Source organism: Rothia mucilaginosa, from assembly GCF_001548235.1.
GTDB classification, from domain to species: Bacteria; Actinomycetota; Actinomycetes; order Actinomycetales; family Micrococcaceae; genus Rothia; species Rothia mucilaginosa_B.
Genome location: NZ_AP014938.1, coordinates 1,961,659 through 1,975,347 on the forward strand (window position 1 = coordinate 1,961,659; position 13,689 = coordinate 1,975,347).

Sequence of the window (13,689 nt, forward strand, 5' to 3'; positions counted from 1 at the left end):
ACAGGCTAGGGAATAAAGAAGCCGTCGCCCCGGTTATGCGGGGTGACGGCTCACTAGCAGGTACCGCTCTTGTTGGCATGCCCTGAAGAGTGTGTGCTGAAGAGCGTGTACCGAAGAATAAGCGCCGGCTCATAGAAGCGGCTGGCGCAACCGTATGAGAGAGGAACACTCATGGCTGAGAACGCACCCGCACAGGTTGATTTCTGGTTCGACCCGATTTGCCCCTGGTGCTGGATTACCTCCCGCTGGATTGGTGAGGTGCAGAAGGTCCGCAACGTTGAGGTGACCTGGCGCCCCTTCTCCCTGTCCATGCACAACCAGGGCCGTGACCTGCCCGCCGACTACCAGGCAATGATGGACCAGTCCTGGGCGCCGACCCGCCTCATCACCGCTGTGCGCGAGCTGCACGGCGACGAGGTCATCAAGCCCCTCTACGATGCTCTGGGCGAGCAGATTCACCACAACAGCAACAAGGCTGATTCCTACCGCGATGCAATCGTCAAGGCACTGGAAGAGGTCAACCTGCCCGCAGAGCTGGCGGATGTCGCCTTCACCGATCAGTACGATGAGCAGATGCGCGCCTCCCTGGACCTGGCGCTGGAGACCGTGGGCGGCACCGACATCGGTGTTCCGCTGATCTCTATTAACGGCACCGCTTTCTTCGGCCCGGTTATCTCCCCGAGCCCCGCCGGTGAAGAGGCAGGTAAGCTCTTCGACGGTGCCCTGGCGCTGGCTTCCTACCCCGGCTTCTTCGAGCTGAAGCGCCCCCGTACCGTGGGTCCGATTTTCCACGGCGAAAACGGCGAAGCCTAAGAACCCTGCACTGCGCGCAGGCTCGGTAGAGTCTGCGGATGCAGAGCATAAAAGTACCGCCCGGTCATGTACTGACCGGGCGGTACTTTTCTATTTACTCTGTTGCCCTGAGGCGTGTAAGCCCTGAAGCATGCAATCCCTAAAGCGTGGATTCTATGCGCGGTGAGTGCGGCCCGCAGCGGTAGCCTTGCGTGCCTACTGTGCTTTCTGTGCCTTCTGCACTTTGTGCGCCTTACGCTGAGCCCTGTGCTCGAGAACCTTCGGGTGCGTTGCCCGCTGCACAATCTTCGTATCACGCATATGGAAGGTGCGGGTTGCCGTGTACTGAACCGCCGCGTCCGAGGTGAACGCCAACATAGCAAACACGGCAACGCCCAGCTGGAAGAAAATCGTGGACAGCGGCAGGGACTGGTGCCCCCACAGCACGCCGCCGGTAATCGCCGCGAAGTTCAGTGCCGTCAACAGCAGAGCCAGTCGGCGCGCCTTCGACGAGCCTCGCAGCGTACTCCACAGCAGGAACAGATGCACCGCCGAATAAATCGCCACAAAACCAACCAGCACCGTACCGGTAATGGTCAGCAGCACGTCGCTATCTGCCTGATCGAAGAGGTTCAGCAACTCAATGTCGTTGCCGGAGCCATCCTCCAACAGCTCGGCGCGCAGTGCTGGGCGGCTGAGCGCCAGAATGACGCTGTTGATAATGTCTGCGAGGGTCACGGCAATGAGCATACCCGAACCGACCAGCAGACTCAGCGGCATGCGGTACGCCAGGTCGTGCGCGCTAGAGAGGTGAATTTCTTCCTGCTTCTGCGGCTCTAACCCCTCATTGTTCAGCACGATGACCGGGAGCGCGCCGTCCGTGCGAATCGCGTCACCGCCTCCGTTGCGGGCGTGGTAACCGGAAGAAAAATCGTGCAGAATCTCAACGTGAGTTTCCGGGTGAGCGTACTGAATGGACTCCACAATGTAGTCGCGTTCAAAGTCGGTTTCAGCGTCAATGCGGTGCGTGACCTGCAGGGTGAAGAAGCTGAAACCCACACCGGAGTCGTACGTGCCCGCCGCCAACCAATCTACTCGGTGACCGCCCGGCAACAACCAGCCGTCAGGGGTTTTCCAGAAACGCACGTGGTGGCGTTTCTCGGGGTTGCCGTCCACTTCCTGTTGGTAGGCGAAATCCTGCGTCCTACCAAAAATTTTCAGCGGGGAGACCGGCGCCTCCGCGTAGGAACGGCGGGTGATGGTGGAGAGAATAATTTTCCAGGAGGAGACGAGGGTGACGCCGTCAGCGCGGGTCCATCCCGCATTCTGCATGACCTGGTGAATCTGCTCCTCGGTACCAATCAGACCGATATTGACCGGGTCGCCGAGCAGGCCGTCCGGGGTGCGGGTGCGCCCAATAAAGTAGTCGGGCACGTAGATGCGGGTCATGATGGCGTGAAAACGCGGTAGCGTCAGGTACGCGGTGACCGCCCAGAAAATGAAAGCGATGGGGACGCCCCAAAAAGAGTGGCCGACCGTATTCACCAGAATCATGAAGGTCAGCACGAGGGCCGCGACGCCGGCGAAGATGAAGAAGAGAGTGTCCCAGAAATTGACCCAGAAGCTGCGCGGGACGAGGTCTTGCGACTCGCCGCGCGTGTCAATATCACCACGGTAGACCGGTGGCGAGGTAACTGGGGGAGCGACGTCGCTACGTATAGGCCGCAGGACGCGTTTTTGGTGGGACATTCCCGCCCTTTCTGCAACATAGTGAGGGTCTTTGAATATCCATAACTATAGCAAGGGGCAGAATGTGCGAAGTATGCATTCCGGGCAGGGCTTAATCGCTTGGCTCGATTGCCCTGCCACAGAAAAACCGCAGAAAAACGCGGTACAAACACTGAGTGCTGGCGTTGCCGCGCGAAAGAAATATAGGGTGTGCCCCTACTCGGGGAGGGGCTTAGCCTCAACCGCGGCACGTGCAGCCGCAATGGAGCTTTCGTGGTGCAGCATATCGCGGCCTTCACGCATGAGGCGCACCCACTTGCGGGTCAGCTCTTCGAGCTTCTGAGCGCTCAAAGAGCCGGAGGCGATGCTCGCCTCATCGGTGGCGGCGCTGGTGGAAATATGCTGATGCCATAGTTCGTACACTTCGTTGGTGTAGTTGGCATGTAGCGTCTGGGCGTATTCGCGTGCCTGGCTGATGTATTCGTTCAGGCTTGTGTGGTAGTGCTGAAGCTGGTCGGGGGAAATGTTTGCTTGCGCTCCTGGCGGTGAGCTCGGGGTTGAGCTCTGCCTCGCGTGCGGGTTATCGGGGGAACCGGAAGGTAATGAGTGTGAAGTCATGATGATATAGGGTGCGCCTACTTTGGCGCGGGGTCAGAGTCAGGTGGCATCGCTGCCCCCGGACTGGTTGAGTTCTTGTCGTGCGGTTGGGCGGTTATGTCTATGTTCGTACCGGTGAATTGTCTGTTGCTGAAGTTGAATAGAGGGTTGTTCCTGGCGGTAAAACCCTCGCATCAACAATCATACATAAAGTGACAGTCAATCTCATAAGGTTGATTATGCTCTTTGCACATTGATGAATATAAAAATGGGTTGGGAATTCCGCAGAATACCCACAGGCAAACACGCTAAAACCCACATCGTTGGGGGAGGCGCTGGTGAAGATTCTCAGAGGGCTGGAGCAGGCATCCACGGGCGAAGTTCGGACAAAGCCCATAGTCAGGGCCGTAGCGGCCAACCGCCGGGGTCTCACACCCGGCGAGCTGCAACGAACAACAGGCACAGAAAACGGGGCGGTACCGTCAACCGGTACCACCCCGTCCTCAACGCTCAGGCAGCGTCATAAATTTAAGCGAAGAACGCTCAAAATTAGGCGAAATTATTCAGCTGCTTCTTCCACAACGAGCACAACATCGCGAACCTCCAGCTCGCCCTCGGCCGCCACCAGAGACAGCTCACGAGCGTTACCGGCAGCCTTCAGATCAGCCAAGCCAGCGGCAATGCGATCCAGCTGAGCCTGCGGAGCCGCAATGGTTGCGGACTCAACCTCGGTGCGCTGCTTAACCTTCGCGTCGCTCTTAGCCTTACGCAGACCACCCAGAGCCTCAGCAACATCCGGCAGGATCTGCTTCAGCGACTCGATCTGAGCCGGGTCAGCGTCCGCCAGGACCCACTGAGCAGAAATGCCGGCAGTCGGGTTCTGTGCAGAGTACTCAGCCAGCAGGGTGCCTTCCAGGATGGGCAGTGCCTGCGGCCACTCGGCGCGGTGCACGCTACCTGCACGCCACCAGGACCAAATCTCTTCGGTCACGAACGGCAGGAAGGGCGCGAACAGGCGCAGCAGAGCATCCAGGGTGGTTGCCAGAGCGGCCAGAACAGAAGCCTGCTCCTCCTCGCCGCGAGCACCGTACGCACGGTCCTTAATCAGCTCAACGAAGTCGTCGGTGAAGGACCAGAAGAAGCTCTCGCAAATCTGCAGGGCACGAGCGTACTCGTACTTCTCAAATGCGGCGGTTGCCTCTTCAATCAGGTACGCCAGGCGAGCCAGCAGGGAACGGTCCAGAGCGTTGATCAGCACGCGGCCCTGAGCCTGAGAAGTGATGACGGATTTCTCGGTAGCGCCCAGGTTCAGCACGAACTTGGATGCGTTCAGCAACTTGATGGCAAGGCGGCGGCCAATCTTCATCTGGCCTTCGTCGTAGGCGGTGTCAGCACCCAGGCGAGCGGAAGCAGCCCAGTAGCGCACAGCGTCCGAACCGTACTTCTCCAGAACCTCGTTGGGGACCACAACGTTGCCCTTAGACTTGGACATCTTCTTGCGGTCCGGGTCGAGAATCCAGCCGGAGAGCGCGGTGTTGTACCACGGCACGGAGGAAGCCAGGGTCTCCGCGCGAACAGCGGTGGAGAACAGCCAGGTGCGGATAATGTCGTGACCCTGCGGGCGCAGATCCATGGGGAAGGTCTTCGCGTGCAGGTCCGGGTTCACGCCCCAACCGGTCGCAATCTGCGGGGTCAGGGAGGAAGTAGCCCAGGTGTCCAGAACGTCCGGGTCAGCGATGAAGCCGCCCGCTACGCCGCGCTGATCCTCGGTGTAACCGGGAGCAGGCTGAGATGCGGGGTCAACCGGCAGCATCTCTTCGGTCGGCAGAATCGGGTTCTCGTAGTCCGGCTCACCCTCAGCGTCCAGCGGGTACCAGACGGGGAAGGGAACGCCGAAGAAACGCTGGCGAGAAATCAGCCAGTCGCCGTTCAGACCCTCAACCCAGTTCTCGTAGCGGCTACGCATGAAGGAGGGGAACCAGTTCATTTCACGGCCGCGCTCGATGAGCTTCTCGCGGCGTGCAGCGTCACGGCCACCGTTGCGGATGTACCACTGGCGGGAAGCAACGATTTCGAGGGGCTTGTCGCCCTTCTCGTAGAACTTCACGGGGTGGGTAATCGGCTTGGGGTCGCCGTCCATTTCGCCAGCTTCAACCAGCATTTCCACGACGGTCTTCTGTGCGGTGAAGACGGTGGTGCCTGCCATGCGCTCGTAGCGCTCGCGGCCCTCGGGGGAGGTGATCCACTCGGGGGTTTCGCGGGAGAAACGGCCGTCGCGACCGATGAGGGCGCGGGTGTCCAGCTGCAGTTCACGCCACCAGGTGACGTCGGTGGTGTCGCCGAAGGTACAGATCATGGCGATACCGGCACCCTTGTCGGGCTGTGCCAGCGGGTGCGCCTTGATCTCAACCTCAACGCCGAACAGCGGGGAGGTGACGGTGGTGCCGAACAGAGGCTTGTAACGCTCGTCGTCCGGGTGCGCCACGAGAGCCACACAGGAGGGCAGCAGCTCGGGGCGAGTGGTCTCAATCCAGACCTTCTCGCCGTTGGGGCGGTGGAAGCTGATGCGGTGGTACGCGCCGGGGCGTTCCTTGTCTTCCAGCTCAGCCTGTGCCACTGCGGTGCGGAAGGTGACGTCCCACATGGTCGGTGCTTCAGCCATGTAGGCGTTGCCTGCTTCCAGGTCCTTCAGGAAGGCGAGCTGGGAGACCTTGCGGGAGTGTGCGTCGATGGTGCGGTAGGTGCGCGACCAGTCAACGGACAGACCCAGGGTGGTGAAGAGGTTTTCGAAGACCTTCTCGTCTTCAACCGCGAGCTCTTCACAGAGTTCAATGAAGTTGTTGCGGGAAATGCGCGGCCACTTTGCTTGGCTGCGGTCGGGCTTGGGGGTGCCGTCTGCCTTCCAGGTGATCAGGTCGCGGAAGGAGTCGTTGTCTGCCACGGAGGGGTCGCAGAGAACGCCGTAGTAGTTCTGAACGCGGCGTTCGGTGGGCAGGCCGTTGTCATCCCAGCCGAGGGGGTAGAACACGTTCTTGCCGGTCATGCGCTGGTAGCGTGCAATGACGTCGGTCTGAGTGTAGGAGAACATGTGACCCACGTGCAGGGAGCCGGATGCGGTCGGCGGCGGGGTGTCAATGGAGTAGACCTGTTCGCGAGTGGTGTTCTCGTCGAATGCGTAGGTCTTCTCGTCGGCCCAGCGCTGCGAGAGCTTCTCTTCGAGGCCTTCGAGGGCGGGGCGGTCGGGAACGTTAATCTGTACGGGCGAGTCTGAGCCCAAAATGTTTTCAGCCATAACGGCTATTTTCTCATATTCACGGCATTCTCTCAGCTCCAGGGGAATTCTGCGCTGTGCTGTTCTGTTCGTACTGCTCGATGGCGGCTTCTAGACGCGCCAGGAGGTGCCGGTACCGGCGTGCGAACTGCGCCCTGCGTGCGGCGGCGCGTACCCCGCGGGAGGCGGTGAGTTCCTGCCAGCTGGCGGGGTCCAGGTAGCTCTGCCCGAGTAGTAGGTGCACCTCGGAACTGTAGGGGGTTCCGGTGGCGGCACGGATGCTGCGTGCCCGCTGCTGGAGCGCTTGGCGCTGCTCGTGTAGTGCGGTGATGCGCTGGCGTGGTGTTGCTGTCATGTGGGGGTTCCTATAGGAGGAGTAATCGGCGGTTCAGCGGAAAACTCAGTGGTAAGTTCAGCGGCAAACTCAATGGAAAACGGCAATGGGGGAGAGCCCCTAAAATACTGCCCTCGGTCATCTGCAGTGTAGGCGCGAAAATCTGCGGTATCAACAGTGACAGTATCAATAGTGACAGTATCAACAGCCGGTGAATCCTTCTCAGCGGCGCGGCGGCGGCGTAGACTGAAAGTACACGACCTTTGAGGAGTTGCCATGAGTTCTCTGAGTATTTTCGGTTTGGGCACGTCTGAAACTGTTCTGCTGATACTGCACCTGGTGCTGGTTGCGTTGTGCATCTGGCATTTGACGGTGTGTAGCGGTTACGGTGAGGCGCGCATGCGTTTCGTCCTGCCTCTGATTGTGTTCATGCCGGGCGCCGCGATTCTTTATTTGATGTCGGCGCGTGAGGGTACGGTCCCTCCGGATACGATCAAGACCGGTAGTAGTTCGCCCGTGTATTTTGAGCACCGCCTCGGATTCCGTGACGGTGGTAGGAGCCGCTGGGGTCTGCCTCGCCGCCGCAAGTAGCGGCCTGACGGGGTGCCGGGCGGTTGTGGTACCGGCACCTATCTCACTTCTCACTATCGCACTATCGAAAATTTCAAAATATATGCCCGCGAGTTTGCTTGAACAGAGCACCCGCGGGCATCGCTCTACTAGGATTAAAGTATGACTGAGAACACCCACATTCCTGCATCTCCTTTTCTGCCTCATACTGGCGACGGCAAAGTTGCCGTGGTGACCGGTGCATCCAGCGGTATTGGTCGTGCCACCGTACAGCAGCTGGTAGCAACCGGCTGGACCGTCTACGCTCTGGCGCGTCGCACCGATCGCCTGTACACCCTCTATGCGGAGACGGGCGCTCACCCGGTGACCTGTGACGTGACCGACGAGCATTCCGTGCGCTTCGTTGCCGAGCAGATTCTGGAAGAGCAGGGCACCATTGACGCCCTGGTCAATATTGCCGGCGGCGCTATTGGCGTGGATAAGGTTGCCGACGGCAAGTCTGATGATTATCTGAAGATGTACCAGATGAATGTGCTCGGCATCCTGCACATGGTGCGCGCCTTCGCGGAGGCGCTACGCCTGAACGGTCACGGCACGATTCTGAACCTGACCTCCACCGCAGCGGAACATGGCTACGAGGGCGGCGCCGGATACAACGCGGCGAAGTTTGGCGCTCGCGGTCTGACCGAGGCGCTGCGCCTGGAAGAGGCGGAGCATAATGTGCGTGTGATTGAGATTTGCCCGGGCATGGTGCACACCGAGGAGTTCTCCCTGAACCGCCTGGGTTCCAAAGAGGCTGCCGAGCGCGTCTACGCGGGCGTTGAGAAGCCTTTGACCGCCGAGGATGTGGCGCAGACCGTGACTTTTGCTCTGAACGTTCCGCACCACGTGAACCTTGACCGCATTACGATTCGCCCGGTGGCTCAGCCCAGCCAATTCAAGGTGATTCGTAAGGAGAGCTAAGCTTTGCGCTCTTGCGCTCGCTGATGCGGGGGTTATTATGCGTGCCTCGCCCGTATTCCAGATTCTTGGGATGCGGGCGAGGCTTTTTGTGTGCGCGCCCGGTAAATCTGTGGCTTGTGTGGAGCTTTGGTTGGGGTGCCGTGCGGGGCGGGAATAGGTAGGGGAGAGATATCAAGGAGCACTTGATGAAACTATAAAGTGGTACGTGAGACTTTAAGGTTCACCATAGTGAAATGGTTGGGGTGAAATTATCCACGGAAAGTATCATATTTTCTTCAAACGCAATCAAAATGTAGGTTTGCCGGTGCTCATATGTCGACATATGACCGCAAAACACCACAATTGGTCTGTATTAACTCTCAGCTTGAGGGGTGGTTTTATAACGATTTCATTACAGTTGCTTAAAGTGGGCATTAAGAGGATAGAAGACTCAGGGTCGGGTGCTAGCCTTTTAGCAGTCACACCCGCATGTGAATCTGCGCGCCCTTCAAAGACGGAGGCGCACCGTGTAGGTTCACCACCGATAATTCAGAGATCGAGGAAAAATGTCGAAGACTACCCGTCGCGTTTACAAGATCGCAGCTGCGGCAGCCTTTACTGCCGGTTCCGTGGCAGCAATCCCGGCAACCTTTGCGGCAGAAGCACCCGCCGATCAGCAGCAGCAGGTTGTTGATCAGAAGGCAACCGCCCAGGCTTCTTCCCTGCCTGGCGGCAACGCAACCGAGACCCCCAAGGCTGAGGCTCCGAAGACCGAAGCTCCCAAGGCTGAGGCAACCGAGGCTCCCAAGGCAGAGACCCCCAAGGCTGAGGCTCCGAAGACCGAAGCTCCTAAGGCAGAGGCAACTGAAGCACCTAAGGCTGAGGCAACCGAGGCTCCTAAGGCTGAGGCACCGAAGACCGAAGCTCCTAAGGCAGAGGCAACTGAAGCACCTAAGGCAGAGACTCCCAAGGCTGAAGCACCTAAGGCAGAGACTCCCAAGGCTGAAGCACCTAAGGCTGAGGCTACCGAGGCTCCGAAGACCGAAGCTCCTAAGGCTGAGGCAACCGAGGCTCCCAAGGCTGAGACTCCTGCCCCCACCGCTCCTGCAACCCCCGAGCCCTCCACCCCCTCCACTCCGGCACCCGAGGCAAAGCAGGCTGACCCCTCCATCGTTATCGAGGATGCTCGCTTCCCCGGTAACGCACAGCTGAACACCGTGAGCGTTGTTGGCACCGGCTTCTACGGTGAGAAGGTCAGCCCCGGCGTACAGGTCAGCATCTACGCACTGGACGCAGACAACCAGATCACCGGTGAGGCTCTCGCTACCGTTGTGGTACCCGCAGAGCAGATTCAGGACGGCACCTTCAAGGCTTCCATTACCGTTGAGGCAAGCAAGCTGCCTGCTGGCGCATCCTACGCACTGGCTGCTGTCAGCAACCCGCAGGGTCAGCCCAACGAGAAGCTCGTGGCTATCTCCTCCTTCAAGGTCACCGAGTCTACTTCGCCCGAGGCTCCCAAGAACGAAGAGACCCCTGCGCCCGTAACCCCGGCACCCGAGGCTCCCAAGACTGAGACCCCCAAGGAAGAAACTCCTGCTCCGGAAGCACCCAAGGCTGAGACTCCGGCACCCGAGCAGACCGAGACCCCCGCTCCTGAGGCTCCCGCGGCACCCGAGAATGCAACCCTCACCACCGAGGATGCTTCCCTGGATCCGAACGACCAGTACAACGTTCTGACCTTCAACGGCTCCGGCTTCACCCACGAGTCCGTCGCTAACGGTGTCCAGATCGCAATCTACCGTCTGGATGCAAACGGCAACATCACTGGCGAGGCTCTGGCAACCCACGATATTCCCGCTTCTGAAATCGTGAACGGCACCTTCCGCGTCAAGGTCAGCGTTCTTGCTGAGCTGCTGCAGCCCGGTTACGCTTACGCAATGGTGGCAACCAGCGACCCCAACGGCCTGGTACACCAGGTGGCAGTCACCACCGCTACCGTGAGCGATGCGAACAACCCCGCACCGACCCTGCCGGCAGCTACCGAGGGTGACAACACCACCGTTCGCGATAATGGCGACGGCACCACCAGCGTCTTCACCGCTGAAATGCGCGAAGACGGTTCGGTTGTCGTAACCGAGACCCGTATGCCTTCTTCTCAGGCACCCAAGGCTAAGGTTGGCAACGCATCCGCTGCCACCTCCTCTAGCTCCAACGGCCACACTGTAGGTGTCTCCGGCACCAAGGGCTCGACTTCGACCTCTTCTTCGGCTTCTTCGAAGCCGCAGCTGGCTAACACCGGTGCTGAGGGTGTTGCAGGTATCGCAGGCGTTGGCGCCGCAGCTCTGATTGCTGGTGCTGCACTGATGCTCCTGCGCCGCCGCAGCCTCTAATAGCTCAGCCTTATGGGCTAGGCTCTGAAAATCTGATGCTCACCGCAAGGTGAGTGAAACGAGTGCCGCCAATACTCTAGAAAGAGTGTTGGCGGCACTTTTGCGTGTCAGTAGTTATGCGTGCTAGTAGATTTGCGTGCCAGCGGTTTTGCTGAGCTGTTCTGCTGGGCTACTTTGAGTCTGAGCGAGGGCGTGTGCGGCAAAGTGTGTGTTGCAGGCTGGGGGAGGGGTGTGGGTGTTCCCTTCCGTGTTGGGGTGCAGACATGTTGGGGTGCAGGGCGGTGCGGTGGTGTGGTTCTGCGGAGGTTTTTATTGGGCAATTATTGGTATGCACGTTTTTAGTGAATGCGCCGGGAAAAGCGGTGTGACCTGCTATTTTTTCACTTAAAAGAAATAAATTAAATGCATGAATGTGCAGAATATTTTTATCTCAAATCCGTTAAAACTGCATATGCATGCAATAAAACCTTGAGCCTCAAGGGAGAGTTGAGAAATTTTACCTAGTCCATGCAGTTTGAATGCTCTTGATGCTGTTCCGAAGAGTAAAAAATATTCTGTGTGGGTTATTGCACAGGAAAACACTTGGAAGGTAAAGCGGATTTACCGCAATAAACGCAAAAGTATTGTTAGTGTGGAATTACCGATAAATAGAGCGATTCCCTTCGCGGTAACTTCCACCATTACATGAACGTTATGACTAGTCCGTACGTTATAGCGTTCAATCCCGAAGAGGCACCTGTCCACCTTCGATCCGTGGCACCCTCCGGAGGGTATCGTTCACACTCACAGAAAAGGTGTGTTCCATGCCCGAACCCGCTCACTCAAAAACTCGTGCAACAGCCGCTATTGCTGCTTCCGTCCTGTCCGTCACCGGTGTTGGTGCTGCGCACGCAGATGTGCAGGTGCAGAATACTGGAGGGGTGGCTTCAGCGACCACGGTGGAGTCTGATAATCCTCCCTCCGAGGAAGATGTAACCCCCATCGAAAACGTTGCTACCCAGAATTCCCCGCAGGTGTACGTAGAGCAGGGCGTTGTCATTAACCCCGCACGCTCCCAGAGCATCACCGTCAGTGGTGAAGGCTTCACCGGCGGCCCTGTTGAGCGTTACGGCGTGGCGGTCTACGTGAGCGAATACCGCCAGTACCCCCTCTACGCGTTGGCTCGCGGCTCCGCCGTAGCGATGACCCTCGTACCCGAACTCGACGTGGAGGGTGGTCGCTTCAGCACCCAGCTGACCCTGCCCGCAGGCACCCTCGACCCCAACCAGCAGTACGTCGTCGCGACCGCAGTGGTTGACCCCGGCAAGGGCTACGCAACGGAGGATCCCTCCTACAACTCCTCTGCACCCTTGGAGCTGCTGCCTGCAGACACTCAGAATGAGCCGCTCAACGCTCAGATTCTTTCGGGTCAGTTGGAAATCCCGCAGGAAAAGAACCTTGTCGTCTACAAGGTCACCGGTCTGGGTGAGGCGCAGGCTTTCGAGGTGATGACCTATGCCTATGCTCTGGATAGTCAGGGTAACCGCATCCTGCTCGCTGCCTCTCCCGCACGTGCCGACGTTATGAACGGCACCCTCTTGGATGGCATTGAGGTGCCCGGGTCCAGGTTGGAAGAAGTGCAGGCTGTTCACGAAGATCTGCGCTATGTGCTCAGCGTTGAAATCGCGCCCTCTGCGGCTAATGGTTATACCGCCCAGGAAGTTGAGGTTCCCTTCATGAATGGTTGGAATGCACAGAATGGCTCCGCTCCGGTTGCTACCGCTGAGCGCGCAATGGCGGAGCAGGCACAGTCTGAGAAGAAGCAGTCTGAAGAGGATGTACAGTCCGAGCAGAGCGCCCAGGCTGAGTCTGCACAGGTTGAGTCTGGTCAGGCTGCCTCGAATGCCCAGTCTGAGCAGGCGGTTGCCGTGAGCCCCGTCGAGCAGTTCGATCGCGTACTGCCCGAGGATGATCCGCGCCGCCACTACGACCTGCCGCGCAACACCGTCTTTGACCGCGTCCATGACACCACCGAAGAACAGAACAACACCTCTAACCCCGTGATGACCGCCCGCCTGCACGTAGAAGAAACCGTAGTTCCCGAAAACGACTCCGAGAAGGCTCTGACCGTGCGCGGCGAGGGTTTCACTGGCGTCAGCTCGGTACACCTGATGGTTAGTGCTGTCGACGAATACGGTGTGGCACGCGATGGCGTAATTGCCTCGGCTGATGTCTCTGAGATTGACGCCTCCGGTGCTTTTACTGCCCAGGTGCAGATTCCCGGCTCGGAGCTCAAGCCCGGCACTACCTACCGTGTGAGTGCTGTGGCGGAGGATGAGCAGGGCACCGTGCGCATGGTCAACGGTGGCTTCACTGTTGAGCGCGATAGTGTGGATAACGTGCCTGCAACCCCTGAGGCGTCGGAGTCTGAAAGCTCTGCGCCTGAGGTTAATGCGCCTGATGCTACCGCGCCTGCTGAGGCTACCGCTCCTGCGGCAGATCAGCAGAAGGCGGGGGAGAGCGCTACCGACCAGAAGGATGATACTTCGGTTCCGGTTCAGAATACCGGTGCTCAGGATGCGTCCGCTCAGAAGGTCGAAGCTCAGGAGGTTGAACCGCAGAAGAGTGGCGAGCAGAAGGCGCAGGCCTCTGGTTCTCAGAAGGTTGCCGCTGGTGCCCAGCAGAAGCGTGAGCAGTTGGCGGCTACCGGCGCCTCCAATATGCTGGTCATTAGCGCTGCTGGATCGCTGTCACTGCTTGCCGGTATGCGTTTGAGCCGCCGTCGCCGTAGTGAGATGCAGCTCAGTTCTCGCCGCTAAAACAGGTCAATTATTGCCCCACTAGGCAAAACATGCACATAGATGTAGGGATGTCCGAAATGCAAGATTCGGGCATCCCTACATCTTTAACTTTTTCTAAGGTTATACCTATAATTTAGAGTGCTGTCATAGACGGTACTATCACTCTTACCACCCCGTTCACCCGGGGTAGGAGTCGCTGTGAAGCGCCTCCCGGTCACCGATATCAGAGAACCGTTATTCTGCGCCTACTTCCGACCTTTGGGCGCAGGAGTCACACAACGATTC

9 protein-coding genes are annotated in these 13,689 nt (G+C 58.8%); 5 read left to right on the forward strand and 4 right to left on the reverse strand.

Going from position 1 to position 13,689, the window contains the following annotated elements; all coding sequences use genetic code 11:
- The first annotated feature begins 171 nt into the window (after positions 1 to 171).
- The gene (locus tag RM6536_RS07680; protein ID WP_060824670.1) at positions 172 to 813 is read left to right on the forward strand and encodes a DsbA family oxidoreductase; all 642 of its coding nucleotides are present in this window, start codon (positions 172 to 174) and stop codon (positions 811 to 813) included.
- A 195-nt stretch (positions 814 to 1,008) separates the two neighbouring features.
- Here RM6536_RS07680 and RM6536_RS07685 read toward each other — a convergent pair whose 3' ends face one another.
- The 4 genes from RM6536_RS07685 to RM6536_RS07700 form a co-directional block, all read right to left on the reverse strand.
- Complete coding sequence (locus RM6536_RS07685) at positions 1,009 to 2,541, reverse strand: LssY C-terminal domain-containing protein (RefSeq protein WP_060824671.1); 1,533 nt, start codon at positions 2,539 to 2,541, stop codon at positions 1,009 to 1,011.
- A gap of 195 nt (positions 2,542 to 2,736) precedes the next feature.
- Complete coding sequence (locus tag RM6536_RS09045; protein ID WP_145974247.1) at positions 2,737 to 3,138, reverse strand: hypothetical protein; 402 nt, start codon at positions 3,136 to 3,138, stop codon at positions 2,737 to 2,739.
- A 538-nt stretch (positions 3,139 to 3,676) separates the two neighbouring features.
- The gene (gene valS, locus RM6536_RS07695) at positions 3,677 to 6,409 is read right to left on the reverse strand and encodes a valine--tRNA ligase (RefSeq protein WP_060824673.1); all 2,733 of its coding nucleotides are present in this window, start codon (positions 6,407 to 6,409) and stop codon (positions 3,677 to 3,679) included.
- 19 nt (positions 6,410 to 6,428) lie between these two features.
- Positions 6,429 to 6,743, reverse strand: coding sequence for a hypothetical protein (locus RM6536_RS07700; RefSeq protein WP_060824674.1), 315 nt, complete (start codon positions 6,741 to 6,743; stop codon positions 6,429 to 6,431).
- Positions 6,744 to 6,998: 255 nt separating this feature from the next.
- Between RM6536_RS07700 and RM6536_RS07705 the strand changes: the two genes are divergently transcribed.
- From RM6536_RS07705 to RM6536_RS07720, 4 genes are all read left to right on the forward strand, one after another.
- Positions 6,999 to 7,313: a hypothetical protein gene (locus RM6536_RS07705; RefSeq protein WP_060824675.1), complete on the forward strand. Its 315-nt coding sequence runs from the start codon at positions 6,999 to 7,001 to the stop codon at positions 7,311 to 7,313.
- A 141-nt stretch (positions 7,314 to 7,454) separates the two neighbouring features.
- The gene (locus tag RM6536_RS07710; RefSeq protein ID WP_060824676.1) at positions 7,455 to 8,255 is read left to right on the forward strand and encodes an SDR family oxidoreductase; all 801 of its coding nucleotides are present in this window, start codon (positions 7,455 to 7,457) and stop codon (positions 8,253 to 8,255) included.
- 545 nt (positions 8,256 to 8,800) lie between these two features.
- Positions 8,801 to 10,624, forward strand: coding sequence for an LPXTG cell wall anchor domain-containing protein (locus tag RM6536_RS07715; protein ID WP_060824677.1), 1,824 nt, complete (start codon positions 8,801 to 8,803; stop codon positions 10,622 to 10,624).
- Between the two features lie 803 nt (positions 10,625 to 11,427).
- A complete protein-coding gene (locus RM6536_RS07720; RefSeq protein WP_060824678.1) occupies positions 11,428 to 13,422 on the forward strand; it encodes a hypothetical protein in 1,995 nt (664 codons plus the stop codon).
- Positions 13,423 to 13,689: the final 267 nt, after the last annotated feature.